The sequence below is a fragment of the Planobispora rosea genome (assembly GCF_014648175.1).
Classification (GTDB): Bacteria; Actinomycetota; Actinomycetes; order Streptosporangiales; family Streptosporangiaceae; genus Planobispora; species Planobispora rosea.
In genome coordinates this window covers 39,924-64,668 of the sequence record NZ_BMQP01000035.1, presented here as the reverse complement: position 1 = coordinate 64,668, position 24,745 = coordinate 39,924, and the positions used below count along the sequence as shown (strand labels likewise).

Sequence of the window (24,745 nt, the reverse complement as noted above, 5' to 3'; positions counted from 1 at the left end):
GAGCCATGGAGACGCAATGGGTCCCGCACCGTCCACATCCACCTCCGCCACCACCGGACGACGCCGGTGGGCGCGCCGGCTGCTGCTTTCCCTGACGGTCGTCGTGACGCTGCTCCTGGCCGGCGGAGGGTGGGTGGTGTACCAGCACACCTACGACATCCGGGAGGAGCAGGTGACCATCACCGGCGGCGCGCAGCCGCTGAAGGGGGTGATCGCCTGGCCGACCGGGGGGCGGGGGCCGTACGGGCTGGTGGTCTTCGTCCACGGGGACGGTCCGATCGACGCCACGCACGACACCTTCTACCGCCCGGCCTGGGAGGCGCTCGCACGCGCGGGCTACGCCTCGCTGTCGTGGAACAAGCCGGGACTGGCGGGCGCCCCGGGCAACTGGCTGCACCAGAGCATGCAGGACCGGGCGGAGGAGACCATGGCCGCCATCGCCTGGGCGAAGAAGCTGCCGGACGTCGACCCGGCGCGGATCGGGCTGTGGGGCGCCAGCCAGGCCGGCTGGGTGCTGCCCGAGGTCGCCGCGCGCACGCCCGGCCTGAAGTTCGTCATCGCCGTCTCCCCGGCGATCAACTGGCTCCGGCAGGGCCGCTACAACCTGCTGGCCGAGCTGAAGGAGCGCGGCGCCTCACCGGAGGAGACCAGGGCCGCGGTGGCCCGCAGCGACGAGACGCTGGAGCACCTGCGCAAGGGGTCCACCTTCGAGCGGTACCGGGCCGCCGTCGGCGACGTGGACGGCATGACGCCCGACCGCTGGCGGTTCGTCATGACCAACTACACCTCCGACGCCTCCGACGACCTGGCCGAGATGCGGACCCCGGTCCTGCTGATGCTGGGCGGGCATGACGTCAACGTCGACGTCGACGAGACCGAGGACACCTACCGCAGGCTCCTGACCCGGCCCGGTCAGCTCCAGGTCCGGCGCTATCCCGACGCCACCCACTCCATGGCGCGCAAGGACGTCGAGGACTCGGAGCTGCGGGCCCTCGTCCTCGCTCTGGCGGCCCCCCGCTCCCTGACCGTCGAGGGATACCTGGACGACATGCGCCGCTACGTGGAGAGCCTGGAAGCGCAGCAGTGAGCGCTCCCGGCCTGCGGGTGCGGGTCACCGCGCCCGGGGGTGGGCGCCGGGGGCGGCGACCCAGCCCGAGGACTCGTAAGCGACCTTGAATCCCTCGCGGAAGGGGAGGTGCACGGTGCGGCCGTCCCCGGGGGCCTCCCCGTCCGGGCTCTCACCCGGATCCCCGCCCGGGTCCTCGTCCGGGTCCTCGTCCGGGCCCCGGTATTCGAAGGCCAGCAGGCGCGCCCCGGACTCGTCGACGACCAGCCGGACGGCGCCGTCCTCCAGGGTGACCGCGGCGCCGGTGCGGCCGAGCGGGTCGGTGACCCCCCGTTGCAGGGTGAGGCCCGGCTGGGCGGCGAGGATCCGCAACATCGCGGCGCGCGTGGCCGGGGACGCCGGGGAGGACAGCAGGTGGCGCGCGGCGCCGAACGCGAAGGCCGGGAAGGACGGGAGGGACCCGTCCCCGCCGGCCCGGTGCGCCGCCCGCAGCCACCGTTCGAGCTCCCCGGCGTCGCCGGGCAGCCGCCGGACGTCGTCCATGGTCAGCGTCCGGTCGCCGACCTCCCACTTCAGGGAGATCCGGGAGAAGTCCCGCCGCTGCGGCCCCGGCCACAGGCGCGGGGAGCCCTTCTCCTTCCAGGCGGCCTCGTCGGCCCGGTCGGCGAAGGCGACCTCGACATCCTGGTTGAACAGCCCGCTGCCGTCGCGTCCGTCGTACCAGAGCTCGTCGGAGTGCGCGACCACCGCGCCGGACTCCACCGGCTCGAAGGTCCGGGTCCGCTCGAACCAGTAGCGGCCCCGCGGCTCCCCCTCGTCCGCCACCCGCTCTGCCCCCGCCAGCAGGAGCGACCGGGCGTCGAGTGTCACGGTGGGCGCGGCCGGGGCTTCGGGAGAGGCCGAGGATCCGGAGAGGACCCCGCCTCCGCCCGGCTCGCCGGACGCCGTACCGGTGACGGCCGCCGGTACGGCCACGGCCGCGACCAGCCCCGCGACGGCCGTGCCCGCCAGGGCCAGGCGCGTCCCCCGGGGCAGGGAGCGGACGCGGAGGAAGGTGCGGCGGGGCCGGGGGGTGGCCAGGACACGGGCGAGATCGGCCTCGCGGCGGCGCCGGTAGGTCTCGTCCAGGACGTCGTCGGGGCGCAGGGCCACGATCAGGTCGTCGGTCGTCATCTCTGCTCCTGAAGGGTCGTACGGGCGAGGTTCAGCGCATCGGCCAGACGGCGGCGCGCACGGTGCAGCCGGACCGAGAACGCCCGGGCCGAGCAGCCCGCCACCTTGGCGGCCTCGGCCGGGCCCAGGCCGTACCAGCTGGCCAGGATCACCGCCTCGACCTCGTGCTCGGGGAGTACGGCGAGCGCCTCCAGCGCCGCCCGCCGCTCGGAGACCTCATCCGCCACGTCCCCCTCCGGGACCAGCGCGACGAGCCGCTCGGCGGAGGTCACCCACCGTGGGCCGCGCTCGTGGTGCTTGCGCAGCAGGTTGCGGGCCACGCCCAGCAGCCAGGGCAGCGGCCGGTCCGGCACGCTGTCCAGCCGCCGCCAGGCGATCAGGAAGGTCTCGCTGGCGACGTCCTCGGCCGCCTGCCGCTCGGCCCGCAGCAACGCGTAGCCGAGCACGTTCCGGTAGTGCCGGTCGTACAGCGCGGTGAACCGCGCTTCGGGATCGTCCACACCCAGTAGTCCCTCTCCGGGGCCCTCGATTACCGGCCCGGGCGGAGAAAATCCTCCCGGGCCGGTCTGCCGCTCCCGGGAGAGGGGCGGGGCCCCTCAGTGCGGGAGCGGGGCAGGGGTCCTCAGTCCGGGCGCGGGGCGGGGTCGGCGGTGACCGAGCGGAGCAGCGGGGCGCTCGCCGCGCCCGCGCCGATCACCCCGGCGAAGCCGAGGGTCACGCAGACCAGCAGGATGGTCATCCCGCCGATGTTCACCGAGGAGAACGAGAACGGCACGGCGCAGAACATCCCGACCAGGATGGATCCGCCGCCCATGACCGCCAGCGGGACGAGCGTCTCGGCGCGGCGCGCCCGGTTGAGGACCTCCAGCGGGGTGCCCGCCAGCCGGAGCAGGGCGTAGGTCTGCCGGCGGTCGAGGATCGAGGAGGCCGCGGTGATCCCGGCGCTGACGACGGCGACCAGGAACGAGACGGTGAGCACGACGACGGTTCCGGTGCCGACGTCCTTCAGCAGCAGGACGCCGAAGCGCTCCTCGTCGGCGGCGGAGGTGGCCGTACGGCCGGGGACCAGTCCGCCGAGCGCGGTCCTGGCCCGGTCCACCGCCGCCTCGTCCGCCGCCGTCTCGTCCGCCGCCGTCTCGTCCGCCGCCGTCTCGTCCGCCCGCGCCGGCTTCCCGACGGTGACGGCGAGGAACCTGCTCTCGCCCGTGCCCGTCACCGCCACCCGCGCCGGGACGCCCGCCTCCGACAGGCGCTCCCGGGCCTCGGCGGTGAGCTGGGACGCCTGGGCGGTGGGGACCGTGACGCGCAGGGTGGCGGCGTCCGCGTCCCCGAGCAGGCCGCTCGACGGGCTCAGGAACCCGATGAACCCGGCCACGAACCCGGTCATGGCCACCCCGCTCACGGTCCGCCAGGCCGCCCGGGGGTCGTCGACCAGGCGGCGCCCGGCCAGCAGGCGGGCGGGCCCGCGCGCCGTCCGGGCCGTGATCCCGCCGATCACCCCGACCACCCAGGGGCCGGTCAGGTTGATGGCGAGGAACGCCAGGCCGAGCACGACGGCGACCACCCCGGCCGCGGAGCCGGCACCGAGCGTGGGCACCACCGCCAGGACGGCCAGCAGCGCGACGACCCGGACCACCCGCATGGCCGGAGGGGTCTCCCGCCGGGCCACGCCCAGCGGGCTGACCACGACCCGGCGCAGCCCGACGACCGCGGACAGGCCGACGAGCAGCGGCACGGCCCCCAGGACGGCGAGCGTGTACGGCACGTCCGGCCACAGGTCGGCGGCGAACCAGGAACCGCCCCCGATCTCGATCCCGGCCAGCAACGGGGTGAGCAGGCCGTACAGGACCGTGCCCGCGACCGCGCCGGCCACCGCGGTGATCACCGCCTCGGCGACGGTCATCGTCACCACCTGTCCGGGGGTGGCGCCGACCAGCCGCAGCGCGGCCAGCCGCTGGTCGCGGCGGGCCACCGTGAGCCGGGCCGCCGCGCCCCCGAACACCAGCAGCGGCACGGCCATGAGCACGGTCGCGATCAGCGCGAGCGCCTGGTACGCCTGGGCGTCGGGCGAGGGGGTCCCGGTGAAGTCCGCCACCCGCGTCGGCGGGAACCCGTCGCGCGGGTCGCCGGTGGCCGCGGCCCTCATGATCGGGGAGTCCGGCGCCTGGCCGCGGACCGCGACCAGCTCGCCGGGGTGGACCAGCGCCTCGTCCCCGATGGTCCCGGCGACCTTCTCCGGGAACCGGCCCGCGAGCTCACCGGCCGGGAGCTCGCGGGCGAGTTCCGCCAGCGCCGGGGAGAACCAGACCTCGCCCGGGGCGGGAAGCCGGTCCAGGCCGGGCGGCGGGGCCGTCCCGGGCTTCAGCACGGCCAGGTCCACGACCGTGACGGTCCGGTCGCGCACATAGTCCTTGCGCACCGCCTGGACGGCCACGGCCGCCGTGCCCGCCGCGACCGGGTTGCGCCACGCCTCCCGCTCGGCCCGGCCCTGGAAGGCCACGTTGGCCGAGACGGAGAAGATCAGGAGCGCGGTGCTGACCGCCACCGCCACCGCGGTCAGCCCCGCGCCCAGCAGCCCCCGGCGCCCGCCGCCGCGCAGCAGCCGCCAGCTCAGCCCCAGCAGCCCGCTCATCCGTTCCTCCCGGGCAGGATCCGGGTCAGGGAGCCCGGCCCGTCGTTTCCGGGATGTCCCCGCACGTCATGGCCGGGATGAGCCTGGGCATCATGGCCGGGGTAACCCCGCGCGTCATGCCCCGGGTACGGCCCGGCCGCCGTGCCCGCGCCGGTGAGGATGCGGCCGTCGCGCACCTCTACCGTGCGGTCGCACCAGCGGGCCACCTGCGGATCGTGGGTGACCACCACCAGCGAGGCGTCGTTGCCCCGGGTCGCCTCCACCAGCAGGCGCATCGTGTCGTGCCCGGTGGCCTGGTCGAGCGCGCCGGTCGGCTCGTCGGCGAAGACCACCGCGGGCCGGGTGATCAGCGCGCGGGCGATCGCCACCCGCTGGGCCTGTCCGCCGGACAGCTCGCCGGGCCGCCGTCCCTCCATGCCGCCCAGCCCGAGCGGGCCGAACCACTCCCGCGCCCGCCGTACGGCCTCGGCCCGGGACGTCCCGCCGAGCATGAGGGGCAGCGCGACGTTCTCCTCGGCCGGGAGCTCGGGCAGGAGCTGGCCGAACTGGAACACGAACCCGAACCGGGTCCGGCGCAGGGCGCTGCGCTGCCGCTCCCCCATCGCGTCCACCCGCTGCCCGAGCAGGTGCACCTCACCCGCGTCCGGCCGGGTGATCCCCGCCAGACAGTGCAGCAGGGTGGACTTCCCCGACCCGCTCGGTCCCATGATCGCCACAGCCTCGCCGCGCCCGACCGCCAGCCCGACGCCGTCCAGCGCCACGGTCGAGCCGAACCGTTTCACCAGGTCGAATCCCTCAAGAACAACAGCCGTCATGGTGAACGACTCTCCCGTCCGGGAGCGCCCCCGCGGATCGGCCGGGCGTCCGATCCTCCCCCGGAGGTCTCGTCCGAACGGCCGATGGTCTGCCTCCACCGGGCGGCTGGCAGAATCGATCACGTGACGATTCGGGTTCTCATCGCCGACGACCAGGAGCTTGTCCGGACCGGTTTCCGGATGATCCTGGACGCCCAGCCGGACATGGAGGTCGTGGCGACCGCCGCGGACGGCGCCGAGGCGGTGGAGCACGCGCGGCGGCTCCGGCCCGACGTGTGCCTGCTCGACATCCGGATGCCGCGGCTGGACGGGCTGGAGGCCACCCGGATCCTCGCCGGGCCCGGGGTCGCCGACCCGATGCGCGTGGTCATCGTCACCACGTTCGACCTCGACGAGTACGTCTACGGGGCGCTGCGCTCGGGGGCGACCGGGTTCCTGCTCAAGGACAGCGGCCCGGCCCTGCTGATCGAGGCGATCCGGGCGGCGGCGGCCGGGGACGCGCTGGTCTCGCCGTCGGTGACCGTACGGCTGCTGGAGCACCTGGCCCGTCCCCCGGCGGGCCGCGCCGTCCGGCCGCCCGTCGATCCGCTGACGGAGCGGGAGCTCGACGTGGTCCGGCTGGTGGCCCGGGGCCGGACCAACCAGGAGGTCGCCGCGGAGCTGTTCGTCTCGCTCTCGACGGTCAAGACGCACCTCGGCAGCGTCCAGGCCAAGCTCGGGGCAAGGAATCGCGTGGAGATCGCCGCCTGGGCCTGGGAGTCCGGCGTGGTGAGTTGATTGGGAAAGGCTCCGGAGGGATAGAAGAAGGGCAGGTCCTTCAGCGCATGCCGGGGGGAGATTCACATGCGCCCGCTCTCGCCCTCACGCAGGAGATCCGCTTCGGCGGTCTACGCGGCTCTGGCCGTCCAGGTGCTCGCCGTCGCCGCCCTCGTCGTGTTCGAACAGGTACGGGGGGCACGGCTGGCACTGGAGATCGCAGCCTTCGACGCCGACGCCCAGGCCTCCGGGGCCCGTGCCGTCGCCGGGGCGGCGACCGTCTTCGCCCTTCTGATCCTGTCCGCCGGGGCGGCCACGATCTCCGTGATCATCACCTATCTGCTCTGGCTCGTCCGGATGCGCCCGGGAGCCGGCCCCGCCGCCCCGTCGGTGAGGTCGCTGCTGGGCGGCTGGTTCGTGCCGGTGGTCAACCTGGCCGCCCCGCCGGTGCTGCTGGACCGCCTCTGGCAGGGCTGCCGGCCGGCCGAGGGCCGTCGCAGCCACTGGCTGGCCCTGCTGGCCGCCTGGTGGCTGAGCTGGCTGGCCGCGATCGTCCTGATCGTGCGGTTGCCGTTCAGCTCGCACGCGGCGACGGGCCTGACCGGCCTCGGCCCGGCCGAGCTGGCCGCCGTGGCCCTGTCGGCGGTGCTGTGCGCGGCGACCGTCCAGCAGATCACCGGGGCCCAGACGTCCGGCGCCCGGCACCGGCGCCCGGCCAAGGCCGCGCCCGCCCTCCAGCAGGCCGTGCCGAACATCGGCACCCCCGCGTCCTGACCGGCGCGGCCCGGCCCTCGTGTCCCGGCCCGCGCGTCCTGACGGGCGGGCCGGGCCGGGCCGATGATCAGGACGGGCGGTGCCGCGCCTCAGCGCTCCCACGCCCTGATCAGCAGCCAGCCCTCACCCGCGGTGTCGAAGCGGAGCTCGTAGGTGCCCAGGCGACGGCCGGGGCTGGCCTCGACCCGCCAGAAGCGGCGCTCTCCGGGATCGTCCTCGGAGGTCTTCCACCACTCTCGGGCGACCACCCAGTGGTCGACCACCCGGCGGACGGCGTAGAGCCGGTCCTGCCAGACGAACTGAATCGGCTCCCCCTCACGGGTCCAGACCTCGATCGGGTCGCCGTAGAGTCTGCTCAAGGCGGATCTTCCCCCCGCGGCTTCGGGACGATCACCCGGGGGAAGACGGGTCTTCATCTCTCGAACATACGTTCTCACCAGGGGTCGGCGCAAGTCCCGTCCGATCGCCCGCGGAACGGCTCTCCCCCGGCTCACGGGGACGGGCGCAGCTCCCCCACCTGCCGGACGAGAGGGTTGGCGTCCACCGAGTTTCGGACGCCGAAGGCCACGCTGCCCGCCCGGTAGCGGTCGTCGGACCACTCGACCGGGCGGCCCTCGGGGGTGGTGGTGACCCTCCGCTGCCGCAACAACGGGCTGCCCCGCCGTACGGCCAGCAGCCGGGCGTCCTCGGTCCCCGCCGCGATCGCGTCCAGGAGGTGCTCCCCGTAGGCGAAGACCAGCCCCACGCTCTCGCGGAGGGCCCGGGTGACCGACGCGCAGTCGGCGTCGAGGCGCTCGACGGCCGGGGCGATCCAGCCCGCGTAGACCGTGCGTTCCAGCATCACCGGCTCGCCCTCCAGCGAACGGAGGCGGAGCACCGACAGGACCGGATCACCGGGGCGCAGGGCCAGCCGGGCGGCCTCCGTGGCGTCCGCGGCCCGGCGGTCCTGCCGGAGCACCCGGCCGCCGACCTCGTAGCCCATCGACCACGCCCACTGGGCGAAGCTGTGCAGTTCGGCGAAGCTCTGACTGCGCTCGCGCCCGAGCACGATGCGTCTGGCCCCCTGCCGGGAACCGACCAGCCCCTCGGCGCCGAGCACGGCCACCGCCTGGCGGACGGTGCCGCGCGAGACCGCGAAGCGGACGGCGAGCTCGGCCTCGGAGGGCAGCTGGGCGCCCACGGCGTACTCGCCGCGCGTGATCGAGTCGCGCAGCTCTCCGGCGATCTGTGCGTACCGGGCGGCCATAACTCCCTCGCTGTGCGCACCGGCTGTCGGCTCCGCCTCCACACTAGGCAAGGATCGATCACCGCTGAAGGAGCGGTCCTTACATTCCATACATGGACGTCGGCCGTTCATCCGGAGGAAACCGGAGACCGGGGCACCGGGCCTAGCTTGTTCAGACAAGTTCGCCTAGTTTCATGGCATATCGCGCGACACCCCCGCTGGGAGACATCGTGATCGCTTCCCGAATCCGTACCGCCGGCCTGGCCGCTCTTCTCCTGGTGGGGACCGCGGCGTGCGGAGCCGCCCCGCAGACCGACACCCCCGAGGGCACCGCCGGCAGCGGCTCCGCCCCCGGCGTGAACGCCAGGACCGCCACCTCCGCCGCCGACTTCGGCGGGATGGACAAGCTCGTCGAGGCGGCCAAGAAGGAGGGCAGGCTCCACGTCATCGCCCTGCCGCACGACTGGGCCAACTACGGCAAGATCATCGAGACCTTCAAGGCGAAGTACGGCATCGAGATCGAGGAGGAGACCCCCGACGCCTCCAGCGCCGACGAGATCAACGCGGTGAAGACGCGCAAGGGCCAGGACCGCGCTCCCGACGTGCTCGACATCGGCCAGTCCTTCGCCATCAGCGGCGCGGCCGAGGGCCTGTTCGCTCCCTACAAGGTGCAGACCTGGGACAAGATCCCGGCCAACCAGAAGGACCCGAACGGCCTCTGGACCAACGACTACGGCGGCTACATCTCGATCGGCTGCGACGCCAAGAAGATCACCGAGTGCCCGGAGACCTTCGCCGACCTGCTCAAGCCGGAGTACAAGGGCAAGGTCGCCCTGAACGGCAACCCGACGCAGTCCGGCTCGGCCTTCGGCGGCGTCTACGCGGCGGCCCTGGCCAACGGCGGCTCCTTCGACGACATCCAGCCCGGCCTGGACTTCTTCAAGAAGCTGAAGGAGGCCGGCAACTTCAACCCGGTGGAGACCACCCCGGCCACCATCGAGAAGGGCGAGACCCAGATCAGCATCGACTGGGACTACAACAACGCCGCCTACGGCCCCGTGATGGCCGGCAAGGGCATCGACTGGAAGACCGTCGTCCCGACCGACGGCAAGTACTTCCAGCTCTACGCCCAGGCGATCAACAAGGACGCCCCGCACCCGGCCGCCGCCCGCCTGTGGCAGGAGTTCCTCTACAGCCCCGAGGGCCAGAACCTCTATCTCGGCGGCTTCGCCCGCCCGGTGCTGCTGCCCGCGATGCAGGCCGACGGCTCGGTGGACAAGGCCGCCGCGGCCAACCTGCCCCCGGTCGAGGGCGAGCCGGCCTTCCCGACGGAGGCCCAGATCAACAAGGCCAAGGAGGTCCTGGCCACCGGCTGGGGCGCCGCGGTCGGCGGATGATGGTCTCTCTCACCGGAGACCCCGGGGAGACCGGGGAGACCGGGCGCGCGGCCGCTGCGAGCGGTGGCCGCCGCGCCCGGGTCCGCGGCGGCCGCAACCGGCCCGGGAGCTGGCCGGCGGCCGTCCCCCTGCTCGCCTTCACCGCGGTCGCGTTCGGGATCCCGGCGGTCGCGCTGCTGCTGGGCGCCTTCACCGTCCGGGACCCGGAGACCCGGCTCTCGTCCTTCAGCACCGCCAACGTGGCCGGGAGCCTCCAGGGCGCCTATCTGAACACCCTGGTCAGCAGCGTGCAGCTGTCCGCCGTGGTCGCGCTGCTCGGCGCGGTGCTGGGCACCTTCCTCGCCCAGGCCGTGGTCACCTCCCGGTTCCGGGCGCTGCGCGAGACGGTGCTGACCGCCTCGGGCGTGCTGGCCAACTTCGGGGGCGTGCCGCTGGCGTTCACCTGGGTCGCCACACTGGGCAACTCGGGTGTTCTCACCCAGGCTTTCGGGCTGGACGCCCACGGCTGGAGCCTCTACACCTTCTGGGGCCTGGCGGTGGTCTACCTGTACTTCTCGGTCCCGCTGATGGTGCTGGTCATGGTGCCCGCCCTGGACGGGCTGAAGGCGCAGTGGCGGGAGGCGGCGAGCAACAGCGGCGCCACCGCCTGGCAGTACTGGCGGCACGTCGGCGTGCCCGTGCTGACCCCCTCGCTGCTCGGCGGCACGGTGCTGCTGTTCGGCGGCGCCTTCGCCGCCTACGCCACCGCCAAGGCCATGGTCGGCAGCACCGTCCCCCTGGTCACCCTGCAGATCGCCGACGCGCTCACCGGTGACGTGCTGATCGGCCACGAGAACATCGCCCTCGCGCTCAGCCTCGACATGATCATCGTGGCGGCGCTCGTGATGGCGGTCTATCTGCCCCTGCAGAGGAGGAGCGGCCGATGGCTGCGGTGACCCCGATCCTTCCGGGAGACGCCGGCGAGGCCCCCGCGGCGGGGGCGCCGGCTCGCCCGGGGCGCCCGGCACGCAGGCGTGTCTGGCGCGGGGTCGTCCTGATCGTCGCGGCGGCCTACTTCCTGGTCCCCATGGGCGCCTCGTTCTGGTTCACCGTCCACAGCGAGCAGCAGGGCTTCTCGCTGTCCACCTACGCGGAGATCCTCTCCGCCGAGGGCTTCGCGGCGAGCATGCTGCTCTCCCTCGCCCTGGCCGCGGCCACGATCGCGGTGGTGCTGGCGCTCACCCTGCCGGCGCTGCTCGCCGTACGGCTCGGCGCACCCCGGCTCCGGCCGGTGCTGGAGGTGGTCTGCACGCTCCCGCTGGTCGTCCCGCCGATCACCTTCGTGACCGGGATCAGCACCGTGCTGCGCTGGGGACCCGACTACCTGGCCGCGACGCCGTTCTGGGCGACGTTGATCGCGATCCAGGACGAGACGTTCCCCGTGGTGCTCGTCATGGCCTACGTGGTGCTGGCCCTGCCGTTCGTCCACCGGTCGCTGGACGCCGGGTTGCGCGCCGTCGACGTGCGCACGCTCGTGGAGGCCGCCCGCAACCTGGGCGCCTCGTGGCCGCACGTGATGTTCCGAGTGATCATCCCCAACCTGCGCCCGGCCATCGCCTCGGCCTCGTTCCTCACCCTGGCGCTCGTGCTCGGCGAGTACACCGTCGCGGCGCTGTTGGGCTACCAGACCTTCCCGGTCTGGATCGTGACGGTCTCCGGGGCGAACGGCCGGCTCTCGGTGGCCGTCTCGATCCTCAGCCTGTTGATCACCTGGTTGCTGCTGCTGGTCCTGTCCGGCGCGGGAACCAAGCGAAAGGACGCGTGATGAAGACCTCCGGCGTCGAGTTCCGGGGACTGCGCCGGGTGTTCGGCTCCACGGTCGCCCTGGACGGGCTGGACCTCGCCGTCGAGCCCGGCGAGCTGATGGCGCTGCTCGGCCCGTCGGGCTGCGGCAAGACCACGGCGCTGCGCTGCGTCGCGGGCTTCGAGCACCCCGACGCGGGCGCGGTGCTGATCGACGGCAAGGACATCACCCGCCTGCCCGCCAACCGCAGGGACGCGGGCATGGTCTTCCAGTCCTACTCGCTCTTCCCCAACCTGAACGCCCGCGACAACGTGGCGTTCGGCCTGCGGGTGCGCAAGGTGCCCGCCGCCCGGCGGCACGCCCGCGCGGCCGAGCTGCTGGAGCTGGTCGGCCTGCCCGAGCACGGCGGGCGCTACCCGCACGAGCTCTCCGGCGGCCAGCAGCAGCGCGTCGCCCTCGCGCGGGCGCTGGCGCTGGAACCGCGGGTGCTCCTGCTCGACGAACCGCTCTCGGCCCTGGACGCCAAGGTCCGCGTCACTCTGCGGGAGGAGATCCGCCGGCTCCAGCTCGACCTCGGCATCACCACGATCTTCGTGACGCACGACCAGGAGGAGGCGCTGTCGATCGCCGACCGGGTCGCGGTCCTCCGCGCCGGGCGGCTGGAGCAGGCCGGATCGCCCGCCGAGATCTACGACCGGCCCGCGACGCCGTTCGTGGCCGAGTTCGTCGGCGCCATGAACCACCTTCCCGGCCGCCTGTCCGGCGGCGGGGTCACGGTCCTGGGCCGGCTCCTGCCCGTGGACGGCCCGATCCCGGAGGGGCCGGAGGTGGACGTGCTGGTACGGCCGGAGGCCGTGGTCGTCACGCCCATGGCCGGCGACGGTCCCTCCGCCGGCGAGGACCGGGAACCCGCCGCGGCAGGCCGGGAGTCCCCCGGCTCCGGTGGCCGGGCGGTCGTCGTGGCCTCGTCGTTCCGCGGCTCCTCCGCCCGGCTCCGGATCCGGCTCGGCGACGTGGAGCTCCTCGCCGACGTCCCGGGGCACGACGCGGTACGGCTCGCCCCCGGCACCCCGGTGACGGTCGACCTCGTCCGCCGCCCCGTCCTGGTCGCCCCCTCCGCCCGTCCCTCCCCCGCTCCCCTCACCGCAGGCGCCGCCGTACGGCGAGACGCGGGGTGAGCCTGCGGGCCGTCCTGTTCGACATGGACGGGACACTCGTGGACACCGAGGAACTGTGGTGGGAGGCGTGCGCGGCGGTCGCCGGGGAGCTGGGCGTGGAGCTGACCGGGACGGACGGCGAGGCCGTGCTGGGCCGCCCGGTCGAGCACACCGCCGCGCACCTGGTACGGCGCGCGAGAAGCGGACACGGGCGCGGGCCGGGGACCCCGGCGGTGGACAGGGCGGAGACCGTGGAGAAGACGAGGGAGGCAGGGACCGCGGAGACGGCCGAGACCACGGAGCCGGCGGAGAGGGTCGAGACGGTCGCGGCCCGGCTCACCGACGCCTTCGCCGAGCGGGTCGCGGCCGGGGTCACTCCCCTGCCCGGCGCGCTGCGGCTCCTGGACGGCCTCGGCGCGGCGGGCGTGCCGATCGCCCTGGTCAGCGCCTCTCCCCGGCGGATCGTGGACATCGTTCTCCGCACGGTCGGGGCCGGACGGTTCCGCCTGGTGGTGGCCGCCGAGGACGCCGGACGCGCCAAGCCCGCGCCCGACCCCTACCTGAGGGCGGCGGCCGGGCTGGGGGTGGAGCCGGGAGACTGCGTGGCCGTGGAGGACAGCCCCACCGGCATCGCGGCGGCCCGCACGGCCGGGTGCCGGGTGGTGGCGGTGTCCTCGCACCGTCCCGGAACGGCGCAATCCCTCCCGGCCGGGCCCGGGGCGGCGCCGTACGACGTGGCCATGACCGTGGAGAGCCTGGAGCAGGTGGACCTGTCGACGCTGCGACTGCTGGCGGCGGGGAGATCTCGGTAGGCTGAGCCACCTTACGTGACGGCACAAGCGGCAGGTATGACGGTGAACAACCTCAGTCCGGGTGATCCCCTCCAGATCGGACAGTACCGAGTGCTCGGCCGGCTGGGCCGGGGCGGCATGGGCACCGTCTACCTCGGCCAGGCTCCCGACGGGCAGCAGGTCGCCATCAAGGTGATCAACTCGGAGTACAGCCAGCACGAGCAGTTCCGGATGCGCTTCCGCCGGGAGGCCGACGCCGCCCGGCGGGTCCGGCGGTTCTGCACGGCCGCGGTGCTGGACGCGGCGCTCGACGGCGACCAGCTCTACGTGGTCACCGAGTTCGTGCCCGGCCCCAACCTGGAGGAGGCCGTCCGCTCGGGCGGTCCGCTCCGAGGCTCCAGCCTCGACGCGCTCGCGGTCGGTGTGGCCACCGCGCTGACCGCGATCCACGGCGCGGGGGTCGTGCACCGCGATCTCAAGCCGTCCAACGTGCTGCTCTCCACGGTCGGCCCCCGGGTGATCGACTTCGGCATCGCCCGCGCCCTCGACACGCTCAGCGGGGTGACCGGGACCGGCGAGGTGATCGGGACCCCGCGTTACATGGCTCCGGAGGTGCTGCGCGGCGAGCCGGTCTCCCCCGCCTGCGACGTGTTCTCCTGGGGCTGCCTGGTGGCCTTCGCCGCGAGCGGCCGGCCGCCGTTCGGCGGCGAGGCGCTGCACGCGGTGCTCTACCAGGTGCTCAACACCGACCCCGTGCTGGAGGGCATGGAGCCCGGCCTGCGCGAGCTGGTCGCGTACGCCATGGACAAGGAGCCGGGCCGCCGTCCCACCGCCCAGCAGGTGCTCGACCATCTGGTCGGCCGCTCGGCGGCTCCGGAGCAGACGGCGCACTCCGTACAGGCGGTGTGGCAGCAGAGCCCTTCCGCTCCGCAGGGATCTTCCGCGTCCCAGAATCCTTCCGCGCCGCAGAGTCCGCCCGCGCCGCACGGGACCATCCCGTGGACGGGTGCCGTACAGGCCGGGCCGTCGCACCGGTCCGGGCAGACCCACACGGGCCAGACGCTTCACGCGGGCCAGACCTTCCACGGCGGACAGGCCCCCCATTCCGGCGGTCCCGGGCAGACCGGGCCGACCGCCGCGTGGCCGCCCGGCGAGACGCACACGTCCGGCCCCGGCCAGGCCGCCCCCGGCTCCCGCGCCCCGGACGCCAGGCGGAAGAAGGTCGTGATCGGGGCGACGGTCGCGGCCCTGGTCGCGGCGGCCCTCGGGGTCGGCGGTTACCTCGCGCTCGCCTCCGGCGGCCCTCCGACGGATCTGACCCTGCTCTACCAGGACGACTTCACCCAGAGCAGCGGCTGGCTCGGCGGCAAGTACGACGGGCAGACGATCAAGTACGGCCACGCGCCCGAGGGCTACTACGCGATCGACGTGAACGGCGACGACCGGATCCGGCGCGTGCCCGCGCCCGTCCCCTTCCTGACCGAGCCCTCCCCCACGCCCGTCCCCACCCCCGACCCTTCGGTCACCCCCACGCCCGCCATCCCGGCGCGGCTCCTCCTCGGCGTGGACGTCACCGTCCGCGGCGGCAGCTCCGGCACCGGCGAGTACGGGCTCTTCTGCCGGGGCGATGACGACACCGAGGCGACCCGGTACGAGTTCCTACTGGACACCTCCGGCAAGGCCCGGGTCCGCCGGGCCGTCAAGAGCGCCGGGGGCGACCTCAGCGAGCCGGTCCAGCTGGAGCTGGAGAAGGGCAAGCCCGTCCGGCTCCAGGCCGAGTGCTCGGGCGGCCAGGACGGCGTGCGCCTGAGCATGTGGGTCAACGGTGAGCGGGTGCACTCCGTCCTGGACGAGAACCCGCTGCCCGCCGGGGAGGTCGGCATGATCGTCAGGGTGGAGGAGAAGAGCGGCGCCGTCCTGAAGACGTCCTACGACAACTTCACGATGCACGGCCCGGCCACCGCGAAGAAGCAGCCCTGACGGCCCGGCTCCGCGCGGTTCCCGGAGATCCGCTCCGGGGGAACAACGAATGATCGGATCTGAGTTGGGGATGACCGAATCACTCGCCCGAACGAAGGAGTCCGGCACGATGCGCGCCATAGTCGTCTCCGCCACCGGCGGCCCCGAGGTCCTCACCTACTCGGACTGCCCGGAGCCCGAGCTGAACCCCGGTGACGTCCTGGTCGACGTCACCGCCAGCGGCGTGAACTTCATCGACGTCTACCACCGGATCGGCCGCTACCCGCTCTCGCTCCCCTTCGTCCCCGGCAACGAGGGCGCGGGCACGGTCGCCGCGGTCGGCGAGGACGTGGAGGGCGTTTCCGTCGGCGACAAGGTGGCCTGGGCGAACGTGATGGGCAGCTACGCCGAGAGGGCCGTGGTGCCGGTCTCCCACCTGCTCGTGCTCCCTGAGGGGGTCGAGCCGGAGGTCGCGGCGGCCGTCAGTCTCCAGGGCCTCACCGCGCACTACCTGACCCACTCGGTGCACGAGGTGCGGCCGGGCGACGACGTTCTGGTGCACGCGGCGGCCGGGGGCATGGGCCTGCTGCTCGTCCAGATCGCCAAACTCCGCGGAGCCCGGGTGATCGGCACCGTCTCCACCGAGGAGAAGGAGGAGCTGGCCCGGCAGGCGGGGGCCGACGAGGTCCTGCGCTACCGGGGCTTCGCCGACGCCGTCCGCGACCTGACCGGCTCGGGGGTGCACGTCGTCTACGACGGCGTGGGCGCGACCACCTTCGAGGAGAGCCTGGCCGCCCTGCGCCCGCGCGGCATGATGGCCCTGTACGGCCAGGCCAGCGGCCCGGTCCCGCCGGTCGATCCCCAGGTCCTGGCCAGGGGAGGCTCGCTGTTCCTGACCCGGCCCACCCTGGCGGCCTACATCGCCACCCGTGACGAGCTGGCCTGGCGGGCCTCCGACATCTTCGGCTGGGTGGCCTCCGGTGAGCTGCGGGTGCACATCTCCCGCCGCTACCCCCTGTCCGAGGCGGCCCGCGCCCACGAGGACCTTGAGGCCCGCCGTACCACCGGCAAGGTCCTGCTCATCCCCTGAGCCCGCCGCACCGCCGGCAGATCCCCGCCCCTCCCCCGACGCGCGTTCCCGTACGGCCGCCGCCTCGTCTCCGAGGCGGCGGCCGTACGTCATTCCGTCGATTCCGTCGATTCCGTCGATTCCGGCGGGTCCTGACCGCCGAGACCGACGGGGAAGGCGTCGAAGTTGACGATGACCCGCGCGGTGCCCGGGGTGTCCTCCTCACGGCCCCGCACCTTCTCGACGTGGGCGTCGACGACCCGCGAGACCTCCCGGACGAGACCGGCGAGCTCCTCCCGGGTCATGCGCACGACGGCGTGCAGGTTGACCGTGGCCTCGACCCACTCGCGGGGAGTGGTCCGCGATTCCTCCAGCCAGCGGCCGAGTTCGGCGCCGCGCTTGCGGAGCAGTTCGGCGAGCAGGAACTCCGCCGCCTGCGCCGTGTCGGGGTCGCGGCGGAACCGGTCCCCGTCGAACCCGAACCGCCGGGAGCGCCACCAGCGCTCCTTGCCCTTCCCACGCCCGGACACCTCCTCGATGAGGCCGTGCCGGGCGAGCTGGCGCAGGTGGTAGCTCGTCGAGCCGGTGTTCTCCCCGGTACGGGCGGCGAGCTGGGTCGCCGTGGCGGGACCGTGGTGGTCGAGCAGTTCCAGCAGCTGAAGCCGTACCGGGTGGGCGAGACCTTTGAGCGCCGACGCGTCGAGTTCGTGGGCCGGATTCCCGGCGAGCGACCCGGGAGCGCGATCAGGGGTCTTGTCATCCATCAATTGCAGCCATATCTTTGCAAATAAACTTTTGCACACTTTCCCTTACACATTAGCGGAGACAACGATGGCCGGAAAACCCTTCCGCTGGCTGTGGGCGTCCTCGGGCCTGTCCAACACCGCCGACGGCGTCGTCGTCGTGACCATGCCCCTGCTGGCGATCACACTGACCCGTTCACCGCTGCTCGTCTCGCTCGTCAGCGCGGCGGCCACTCTCCCCTGGCTGCTGCTCTCCCTGCACGCGGGCGCACTCGCCGACCGGCACGACCGGCGGCGGATCCTGGTCCTGACCACGTGGACCCGGGTCGCAGTCCTGACCGCACTGGTCCTGGCGGCCTGGCTGGGGATGCTCACCCTGCCCGCACTGCTGGCCGGAGCCCTGCTGCTCGGCGCCGGGGAGGTCTTCGCCGACACCTCGGCGCAGTCGGTGGTGCCGATGACCGTGCCGCGGGAACGGCTCGGCGACGCCAACGGCAAGCTCGTCGCCGCGCAGACCGTCGGCAACAACTTCCTGGGAGGACCCGCCGCCGGACTCCTGGTCGGCTCCGGCGCCGCTGCAGCGTTCGGGGTGCCCGCCCTGCTCTACGCGGCGGCGGGAGTCGCCCTGCTCGGCATGCGCGGGCGTTTCCGGGTCGAGAGACCCTCCACCCTGCCGCTCCGCCATGACATCGCCGAAGGGCTCCGCCACCTGTGGAACCACCGGGTCCTGCGGGATCTGGCCCTGCTGTCAGGCATGCTCAACTTCGCGAACTCGGCCTATTTCGCGGTCTTCGTCCTGTGGATCGTCGGGGAGGAGTCCCGGGTGGGGCTCACCCCCGGCCAGTACGGCCTCCTCATGGCGGCGCTGGCCGCCGGAGCCGTGACGGGATCGCTGCTGGCCAACGGGACCGCCCGGCGGGCCGGGCAGGTCAGGACACTGGTCACCGCCGATCTGGCCGGCGGCGTCCTGCTGCTCGTGCCCGTCCTCGTCCCCACCGTCCCCGCCGTCGGCGTCACCGCCGTGTTCCTGGGCGCCACCAGCGCCGCCACCAACGTCCTGCGGGTCTCGCTGCGGCAGCGGCTCGTCCCCGGGCACCTGCTCGGCCGGGTCAACGCGGCCATCCGTCTGATCGGCATGGGGTCCATGCCGCTGGGCGCGGCCGGGGGCGGCGCGCTCGCCTCGGTCGCCGGTCTGCCGACGGTGTTCACCGCGGCCTCGGCGCTGTGCGTCCTGGCCGTCGCCCTCAGCTGCCGGAGCGTCACGACCCGCTCGGTAGCCGCCGCCGAGGCCGCGTCAGCTCCGGACCTGGGAGGCGAGAGGCTGGGCGGGCCAATCGAGGAGACGGGCGCCCAGGACGGCGGTCTCCAGGGTGAAACGCTGGGTGGGATCGTCGGGCGAGAAGCCGGTGAGACGGCGGATCCGCTCCAGGCGATAGGTCACCGCCCGGGTGCTGATACCGAGCTTGCGCGCCGCCGCGCTCTGGTTCCCCTGCGCGGCGAAGACGGCCTCCAGCGTGTGCAGCAGCGGTTCCGGACCGCCCCGCGCCTCCAGCAGCGGACTCAGCACGGTCGTGACCAGGTCGTCGATGGCCTCCCTGTCGCGTAACAGCACCGGGAAGACCAGCAGGTCGGCGGCCTTGAGGACAGCGGCCCGCAGCCCCAGCCGATCGCCCAGCTCGATCGCGTTCCCCGCCTCCCGGTAGGAGGCGACCACCCCGCCGGGCCCCCGGTGCGGGCGTCCCACCCCGACGCGCCAGCCCGGCGCGAACGCCTGCCGTACGTGATGGGTGAACTCCCCGGTCGCCGCGGTGAGACTGCCGGGCGCGACGCAGACCAGCAGCCCGTCCCGGGCGGCGATCAGCACGTTGTGCGAGCCGAACCGGGTGACCAGCGCATCCTCGATCCGCCGGGCCGGCAACTCCCCGCCCCCCGGCCCGGCCGGTACGGCCGGGCGGGCCACCGCAACCACGTAGGACTCGGCGAGCCGGAGGCCGAAGTGCTCGGCGCGCTCGGCCAGCCGGTCGGAGCGGCCCTGGAGCAGATCGTCCACGAACTCCCTGCGGGCCGCCTCCTCCTGGCGGACGGCCAGGCGCTGGGCGTTCTCGTACCCCTCCATCAGGGCGGAGACCACTCGCCGCAGCGCCGGGAGCAGCGCCGTACCGGCATCTCCGTCCCGTCCGGGCCCGTCGCGCTCGGCCGGCTCGGCCATGGCCAGGGCGGTGTCGACCAGGTCCCGCAGCGGCAGACCCAGCTCGGCGGCCCGCGCCCCCGCCATCCGGTAGGCGTCAAGCGCCTCCCGTCCCGGCAGCCTCCCGGTCGCGACCGCCTCGTCCAGCACGCGGACATGCCCACCGAGCAGGTCGGCGGGCACCTTCATCGCCGCGGTCCCCTCGTTTAATCGCATGCCGACTTCTGCGATCTCTGCGTCTCTGATCGATCGCATGCCGACTTCTGCGACCTCTGTGTTTTCGATCGATCGCATGCCGACTTCTGCGACCTCATGTCACACTCCCACGTCGCGCCGGTCGAAGGCGAGGATCGCGGTGAGCAGCAGCACGACGGTCGCCCCGGCCAGCACAAGATAATTCCCCACCGGGAAACCCTGGTACAGGGGTTCCCCGTCCAGGTAGTAGTGGAACGGCGAGACCCAGCGCAGCCAGGAGATCCAGTCCACGTTCTTGCCCATGGTCTCCACGATGTAGCCGCCGACCGCGACCACGCCGACCACCGCCATCGCCAGCCCCTTGTGCCCGGTGGCCGCGCCGACCGCCAGGGAGAGCGTGCCGCAGAGCAGCGCCAGGAGGAAGACCCCGGTGTGCGCCGCGAGGATCCGGCCGAACGCGACGCCCATGTCAGCCACAGCTGACAGTGCCCAGGCGAGCAGGAACGTCGCGACGGTGACGGCCAGCAGGCCGAGGACCAGCGCGACGAAGCGCTCGAAGACCAGCCTTCTGCGGTCGACCGGGAGGGTGACGGTCAGCTCCAGCGTGCCCGACTCCTCAGGCTGGGCGATCGCCCGGTTGCCGAGGATCATCGCGCACGCGATGAACAGCATCGGCCCGAACAGCTGGTAGACCACGCTACTCAGATAGCCGATCCCGGAGGTGAAGTCCTCCATGCCGCCCATCAGGTCGCGCATCGCACCGGGGAACTTCGCCAGGGCCTGCGGGCCGTAGATCTCCTGGTTCTCCGAGATGTTCGGATAGAACGACAGGTAGAGGGTGAAGAACGCCCCGATGCCGATCGTCCAGCGGATCAGCGACCTGCGGTAGTCCCGCAGGCTCTTAGACACCAGCGCGGGCATGACGCCCCTCCTGCTCTTCGTTCTCGCTGTAGTAGGTCAGGAAGATCTCTTCCAGGTCGGGCTCGGCGCTGACCAGGTGCACCACGGTGAACCGGGCCGCCGCCTTGATCAGCGCGTCGGGGCGGCCGTCGATCGTGCAGCGCACGCTGGCCCCCTCCACCCGCAGGTCCCGGACGCCGGGCAGGTCCTCGAACGCCTCGCGGGGCACCGGCGTCTCGAAGTGCAGTTCCATCCGGCGCACCGCCTTCTCCCGCAGCGCCGTGACGTCCTCGACCGCGACGAGCCTGCCGCCGCGGACGATGCCGACCCGGTCGGCGACGTCCTCGACCTCGGCCAGCACGTGGGAGGACATCAGCACGGTCCGCCCGCCCGCCCGCACCTCGCGGACCATCGCGAGGAACTCCTGCTGCACCAGGGGGTCCAGGCCGCCGGTCGGCTCGTCCAGGATCAGGAACTCCGGCTCGTGCATGAACGCCTGGATCAGCCCGACCTTCTGCTTGTTGCCCTTGGAGAGCTTGCCCATCGGCACCGACAGGTCGGCGTCCAGCCGCTCGGCGAGCGCCGAGATCCTGTCCTTGGACACCCCGCCCCGCACACCGCCCAGGAAGGCGAGGTAGTCGCGTGCCTTCTCGTTGCCCTCCAGGGCCAGTTCCCCGGGCAGGTAGCCGATCCGGCTCCGCACGGCCGGATCGCGGGGTTCCGCCCCCAGCACGCTCATCCGGCCCCGGGTGGGGCGGATCACGTCGAGCAGGAGCCGGATGGTCGTCGTCTTGCCTGCGCCGTTCGGGCCGAGGTACCCGAACACCTCCCCGGGCCGGATCTCCAGGTCGAGATCCTCAAGCCCCCGGCGCTTGCCGTAGAACTTGGTCAGTCCCTCGGTCTCCACTACCGCTGTCATGCCCCCGATGGTGCTCCCGCACCGATCATCCGGACCATGACCCGATCACCACACTTGCCCGCCCGTTCCCTTCCCACTTCCGGAAGCCGTTCACCGTCCGGTGCTCCTCGCTCTCGCCCAGGACGAGGCTCGGATCTCCTATGGCGACCGCAGGCCGTACACCGTCCCGGAGACCCTTGAGGGGCTGGGCAGGCCGACGGGCGGCGTGGTCGAGCTGCCCCTCCACCTCGACGAAACGCCGATGAATCCGGCTATTTCATGAAGGGATGACCGGTCAAGGCGCCCCGGTGGGCACGTTCCTTGATCCGGGGAGTTGGGTCCCTCCGGGCGGGGCGCGACTCCCCGGATCACGGAGCTCGGGGGTCCTACCAGTCCTGGGAGAGGCCGGACATGCGGCGGAGGTATTCGTCCTCGTCGATCTCACCGGCCGCGTAGCGGCGCCTGAGGATCTCGCGGGGGTCGTCGGGATCCGGGATGGGCGTGCGCCGCCGGGAGGTGTGCACCACCAGCGCGATGCCGACTATCACCGCGGCGAGCACGGCGATGACGAGGAGGACCAGGAGCATCCGGGTGATCATCGTTCACCGTCCATGCTCCCATTCTGCGAAAAATCCGGAGCCCCGTGGAGGGGTCCGCCCGGCGGCAGGACCGGAAGGTCTCGCGGGGCGCCGGCCTCCAGGAGGCGGAGCAGGGCGGTGGTGTCGACGTTCCGCTCGATCAGATCCCCGAGGGCGTCCAGGCGCTCCTCGCGCAGCGCGGCGAAGCAGGTGTCCGGCGCGGGGGTGAAGTCGCGACCGGCGGCGGCGGCCGCCTCGCGGAGGAACGCGCGGCGGAAGTCGTCGTTCTCCAGGGCCCCGTGCCAGGTGGTCCCCCAGACGGTCCCGGCCCGGCAGCCGTCGAGGAAGGGGGCGCCGCCCTCGGCGGTCACCACCCCGTGGTGGATCTCGTAGGCGGCGACGGGGCAGCCGTACGCGCTGCCGACCGGGCGGCCCAGCGTCTTGTCCGGGGCGAAGCGCACCGTCGCGGGCAGCAGCCCGAGCCCCTCGACCAGCCCGGCCCCCGATTCGACGTCGTCGTGGATGGTCCGGGCGAGCATCTGGTAGCCGCCGCAGATGCCCAGCACCACCCGGCCGGGCAGCGCGTCGGCCAGGCCGGTGGCGCGCAGCCAGGCCAGGTCGGCGACCGTGGCGCGGGAGCCGGGCAGGACCACCAGGTCGGCGTCGTCCAGCTCGGCCGGAGAGGTCACGAACCGCACGACCACGCCGGGTTCGGAGGCGAGGGCGTCGACGTCGGTGAAGTTGGAGATGCGCGGAAGCCTGACCACCGCCACCCGCAGGGTCTGCCTGCCGTACGGCGTGCGCGCCGGAGCCGCGGGCCGGTTGTCCAGCGCGAGGGAGTCCTCGACGTCGAGCCAGAGGCCGTCCAGCCAGGGCAGCACGCCGTACACCTCGCGGCCGGTCAGGTTTCTGATCATGTCGAGGCCCGGTTCGAGGAGCTCCCGGGCGCCCCGGAACTTGTTGATCAGGAACCCGGCGACCAGGGCCTGGTCGGCGGGCTCCAGCAGGGCCACCGTCCCGTACAACGAGGCGAAGACCCCGCCCCGGTCGATGTCCCCGACCACGATGACGGGCAGGTCCGCGGCGCGCGCCAGGCCCATGTTCGCGATGTCGCCCCGGCGCAGGTTGATCTCCGCGGGGCTGCCCGCGCCCTCGCAGACCACCACGTCGTAGCGGTCCCGCAGCCGCTCCAGCGCGTCCACGGCGATCTCCCGCAGGCGCTCCTTGACCTGCCAGTACTCCATCGCGTCGACGTCGGCCAGCGGCCTGCCCATGACCACGACCTGGCTGCGCCGGTCGCTTCCCGGTTTGAGCAGGATCGGGTTCATGTCGGCGCTCGGCTCCAGCCCGCAGGCGGCGGCCTGCATCGCCTGGGCCCGGCCGATCTCGGCGCCGTCGGCGGTGACGAAGGAGTTGAGCGACATGTTCTGCGCCTTGTACGGCGCGACCTTCACCCCCTGCCGGGCCAGCCAGCGGCAGATCCCCGCGGTCACGACGCTCTTGCCCGCATCGGAGGTCGTCCCGGCGACCAGCAGTGAACCCCTCATGCCTCCGTGCCCGCCTTCCCGCCGATGACCGCCCATGCCCGTACCCATGCCCGCGCCCGTCCGTGCCCGCCCGTCCGTGCCTGCCCGTCCGTGCCCGTGCTCGTCCGCGACCGCCGGTTCACCCGCGGAGAGCGGTGAGGACGGCGAGCCCCGCAGCGGCGAACCCTACCGCGCGCGCCAGCCGTACCGAGCGCCGGATGTCCCGTACTTCCGGTTTGCGCCCGTCACCCATCTCCGGCCTGTGCTCGGTCCGGCCGCCGTAGACGTTCGTCCCGCCGAGCGTCACGTCCAGCGCCCCGGCGAACGCCGCCTCGCACCGGCCCGCGTTGGGGCTGGGGTGCCGGTGCCCGTCCCTGCGCAGCACGGCCGCCGCACGCCCGGCCGAGCCTCCCGCGAGCGGGGCGGTCAGGACCGCGAGCAGGCCGGTGATCCTGGCCGGTACGGCGTTGGCCACGTCGTCCAGCCGGGCGGCGGCCCAGCCGAAGCGCTCGTAGCGGGCGTTGCGGTGGCCGATCATCGCGTCCAGCGTGTTGACCGCCCGGTAGGCCAGCAGCCCCGGCACCCCGGCCACCGCCCCCCACACCAGCGGCGCCACCACGGCGTCGGAGGTGTTCTCCGCGATCGACTCGACGGTGGCCCTGGCCAGCTCGGCCTCCTGGAGACGGGACGGGTCCCGCCCGCACAGGTGGGACAGCCGCGCGCGTGCTCCGGCCAGGTCCCCGGCCTCCAGGAACGCCGCCATGGCCGCGCCCTCGCGCCCGAGCGTCGTCCCGCCGAGCACCGACCAGGTCGCCGCGGCGCTCACCGCGCCCCGCGCCAGCGGGCCGCGCACCCGGGTGGCGACGACGCCGAGCAGCGCCGCCGATCCGACGCAGATCGCGACGTGGGCGGCGCCGTTGGCGCGGGAGTCGGCGTACAACCGCTTCTCCAGCGCGGCTGCGGCCCGGCCGAACAGCGCGACGGGATGCCCGCGGCGCGGGTCGGCGAAGATCGCGTCGAGGGCGACTCCGGTGAGCATCCCGAGCGCGTGGGCCGTACCCGGGGAGATCTTCCCGGCGGAGGAACGGGATCCGGGGGGAACGGATCCCGGAAGGGCGGA

At 73.4% G+C, this 24,745-nt stretch carries 24 protein-coding genes and 1 pseudogene; 12 read left to right on the top strand and 13 right to left on the bottom strand.

Annotated features, from left to right (window positions below):
- Nucleotides 1–16 precede the first annotated feature (16 nt).
- Nucleotides 17–1,087, top strand: a complete 1,071-nt coding sequence (locus IEZ08_RS28555) for an alpha/beta hydrolase family protein (protein WP_203863517.1) — start codon at nt 17–19, stop codon at nt 1,085–1,087.
- Between the two features lie 24 nt (nt 1,088–1,111).
- Here the strand turns inward: IEZ08_RS28555 and IEZ08_RS28550 are convergent, their stop codons facing one another.
- The 4 genes from IEZ08_RS28550 to IEZ08_RS28535 form a co-directional block, all read right to left on the bottom strand.
- On the bottom strand, nt 1,112–2,239 hold the full coding sequence (locus IEZ08_RS28550) for a hypothetical protein (protein ID WP_189243351.1): 1,128 nt from the start codon (nt 2,237–2,239) through the stop codon (nt 1,112–1,114).
- Nucleotides 2,236–2,739, bottom strand: a complete 504-nt coding sequence (locus IEZ08_RS28545) for an RNA polymerase sigma factor (RefSeq protein WP_176728581.1) — start codon at nt 2,737–2,739, stop codon at nt 2,236–2,238. Before IEZ08_RS28545 ends, IEZ08_RS28550 begins: the two co-directional genes overlap by 4 nt.
- A 122-nt stretch (nt 2,740–2,861) precedes the next feature.
- Nucleotides 2,862–4,871, bottom strand: coding sequence for an FtsX-like permease family protein (locus IEZ08_RS28540; protein WP_189243350.1), 2,010 nt, complete (start codon nt 4,869–4,871; stop codon nt 2,862–2,864).
- Complete coding sequence (locus IEZ08_RS28535) at nt 4,868–5,686, bottom strand: ABC transporter ATP-binding protein (RefSeq protein ID WP_068925847.1); 819 nt, start codon at nt 5,684–5,686, stop codon at nt 4,868–4,870. Before IEZ08_RS28535 ends, IEZ08_RS28540 begins: the two co-directional genes overlap by 4 nt.
- A 123-nt stretch (nt 5,687–5,809) precedes the next feature.
- Here IEZ08_RS28535 and IEZ08_RS28530 point away from each other — a divergent pair, with 123 nt between their 5' ends.
- Together IEZ08_RS28530 and IEZ08_RS28525 are read left to right on the top strand one after the other, a co-directional pair.
- A complete protein-coding gene (locus IEZ08_RS28530) occupies nt 5,810–6,463 on the top strand; it encodes a response regulator (RefSeq protein ID WP_203863516.1) in 654 nt (217 codons plus the stop codon).
- Between the two features lie 66 nt (nt 6,464–6,529).
- Nucleotides 6,530–7,216, top strand: a complete 687-nt coding sequence (locus IEZ08_RS28525) for a DUF4328 domain-containing protein (protein ID WP_068925850.1) — start codon at nt 6,530–6,532, stop codon at nt 7,214–7,216.
- Between the two features lie 89 nt (nt 7,217–7,305).
- On the opposite strand, the gene IEZ08_RS28520 is transcribed toward IEZ08_RS28525, so the two are convergent.
- Both IEZ08_RS28520 and IEZ08_RS28515 read right to left on the bottom strand, forming a co-directional pair.
- A complete protein-coding gene (locus IEZ08_RS28520) occupies nt 7,306–7,575 on the bottom strand; it encodes a DUF6504 family protein (protein WP_084780556.1) in 270 nt (89 codons plus the stop codon).
- Between the two features lie 131 nt (nt 7,576–7,706).
- Nucleotides 7,707–8,462, bottom strand: coding sequence for a GntR family transcriptional regulator (locus IEZ08_RS28515; RefSeq protein WP_068925853.1), 756 nt, complete (start codon nt 8,460–8,462; stop codon nt 7,707–7,709).
- Between the two features lie 209 nt (nt 8,463–8,671).
- On the opposite strand from IEZ08_RS28515, the gene IEZ08_RS28510 reads away from it, so the two are divergent.
- The 7 genes from IEZ08_RS28510 (at nt 8,672) to IEZ08_RS28480 (ending at nt 16,618) form a co-directional block, all read left to right on the top strand.
- The gene (locus IEZ08_RS28510) at nt 8,672–9,838 is read left to right on the top strand and encodes an ABC transporter substrate-binding protein (RefSeq protein ID WP_203863515.1); all 1,167 of its coding nucleotides are present in this window, start codon (nt 8,672–8,674) and stop codon (nt 9,836–9,838) included.
- Nucleotides 9,835–10,773 (top strand): ABC transporter permease, encoded by a 939-nt coding sequence (locus tag IEZ08_RS28505; protein WP_229803594.1) that lies wholly within the window; start codon nt 9,835–9,837, stop codon nt 10,771–10,773. Before IEZ08_RS28510 ends, IEZ08_RS28505 begins: the two co-directional genes overlap by 4 nt.
- Nucleotides 10,761–11,642: an ABC transporter permease gene (locus IEZ08_RS28500; RefSeq protein ID WP_068925858.1), complete on the top strand. Its 882-nt coding sequence runs from the start codon at nt 10,761–10,763 to the stop codon at nt 11,640–11,642. The genes IEZ08_RS28505 and IEZ08_RS28500 overlap by 13 nt, the downstream gene beginning before the upstream one ends.
- Nucleotides 11,642–12,799, top strand: coding sequence for an ABC transporter ATP-binding protein (locus IEZ08_RS28495; RefSeq protein ID WP_068925859.1), 1,158 nt, complete (start codon nt 11,642–11,644; stop codon nt 12,797–12,799). Before IEZ08_RS28500 ends, IEZ08_RS28495 begins: the two co-directional genes overlap by 1 nt.
- The gene (locus IEZ08_RS28490; RefSeq protein ID WP_229803592.1) at nt 12,796–13,590 is read left to right on the top strand and encodes an HAD family hydrolase; all 795 of its coding nucleotides are present in this window, start codon (nt 12,796–12,798) and stop codon (nt 13,588–13,590) included. Before IEZ08_RS28495 ends, IEZ08_RS28490 begins: the two co-directional genes overlap by 4 nt.
- A 36-nt stretch (nt 13,591–13,626) precedes the next feature.
- Complete coding sequence (locus tag IEZ08_RS28485) at nt 13,627–15,549, top strand: serine/threonine-protein kinase (protein WP_189243348.1); 1,923 nt, start codon at nt 13,627–13,629, stop codon at nt 15,547–15,549.
- 109 nt (nt 15,550–15,658) lie between these two features.
- On the top strand, nt 15,659–16,618 hold the full coding sequence (locus tag IEZ08_RS28480; RefSeq protein WP_068929064.1) for a quinone oxidoreductase family protein: 960 nt from the start codon (nt 15,659–15,661) through the stop codon (nt 16,616–16,618).
- A gap of 89 nt (nt 16,619–16,707) precedes the next feature.
- On the opposite strand, the gene IEZ08_RS28475 is transcribed toward IEZ08_RS28480, so the two are convergent.
- Nucleotides 16,708–17,361: a winged helix-turn-helix domain-containing protein gene (locus tag IEZ08_RS28475; RefSeq protein ID WP_189243347.1), complete on the bottom strand. Its 654-nt coding sequence runs from the start codon at nt 17,359–17,361 to the stop codon at nt 16,708–16,710.
- A 67-nt stretch (nt 17,362–17,428) separates the two neighbouring features.
- Between IEZ08_RS28475 and IEZ08_RS28470 the strand changes: the two are divergent.
- A pseudogene (locus IEZ08_RS28470) lies at nt 17,429–18,607 on the top strand (MFS transporter); the annotation flags it as partial.
- A gap of 27 nt (nt 18,608–18,634) precedes the next feature.
- On the opposite strand, the gene IEZ08_RS28465 reads toward IEZ08_RS28470, so the two are convergent.
- From IEZ08_RS28465 to IEZ08_RS28455, 3 genes are all read right to left on the bottom strand, one after another.
- Nucleotides 18,635–19,744 (bottom strand): PucR family transcriptional regulator, encoded by a 1,110-nt coding sequence (locus IEZ08_RS28465; RefSeq protein ID WP_229803591.1) that lies wholly within the window; start codon nt 19,742–19,744, stop codon nt 18,635–18,637.
- A gap of 99 nt (nt 19,745–19,843) precedes the next feature.
- Nucleotides 19,844–20,644: a DUF2705 family protein gene (locus IEZ08_RS28460; protein ID WP_068925867.1), complete on the bottom strand. Its 801-nt coding sequence runs from the start codon at nt 20,642–20,644 to the stop codon at nt 19,844–19,846.
- Complete coding sequence (locus tag IEZ08_RS28455) at nt 20,625–21,542, bottom strand: ABC transporter ATP-binding protein (protein WP_068925868.1); 918 nt, start codon at nt 21,540–21,542, stop codon at nt 20,625–20,627. The genes IEZ08_RS28460 and IEZ08_RS28455 overlap by 20 nt, the downstream gene beginning before the upstream one ends.
- 100 nt (nt 21,543–21,642) lie before the next feature.
- Between IEZ08_RS28455 and IEZ08_RS28450 the strand changes: the two genes are divergently transcribed.
- Complete coding sequence (locus IEZ08_RS28450) at nt 21,643–21,804, top strand: hypothetical protein (RefSeq protein ID WP_176728582.1); 162 nt, start codon at nt 21,643–21,645, stop codon at nt 21,802–21,804.
- 103 nt (nt 21,805–21,907) lie between these two features.
- Here IEZ08_RS28450 and IEZ08_RS28445 read toward each other — a convergent pair whose 3' ends face one another.
- The 3 genes from IEZ08_RS28445 to IEZ08_RS28435 form a co-directional block, all read right to left on the bottom strand.
- On the bottom strand, nt 21,908–22,108 hold the full coding sequence (locus tag IEZ08_RS28445) for an SHOCT domain-containing protein (RefSeq protein ID WP_203863514.1): 201 nt from the start codon (nt 22,106–22,108) through the stop codon (nt 21,908–21,910).
- A gap of 8 nt (nt 22,109–22,116) precedes the next feature.
- Nucleotides 22,117–23,646 carry a cobyric acid synthase gene (locus IEZ08_RS28440; RefSeq protein WP_189243346.1) on the bottom strand — a complete coding sequence of 510 codons (1,530 nt, stop codon included), beginning with the start codon at nt 23,644–23,646 and terminating at the stop codon, nt 22,117–22,119.
- 118 nt (nt 23,647–23,764) lie between these two features.
- Nucleotides 23,765–24,694 carry a cobalamin biosynthesis protein gene (locus IEZ08_RS28435; protein ID WP_268249371.1) on the bottom strand — a complete coding sequence of 310 codons (930 nt, stop codon included), beginning with the start codon at nt 24,692–24,694 and terminating at the stop codon, nt 23,765–23,767.
- Nucleotides 24,695–24,745: the final 51 nt, after the last annotated feature.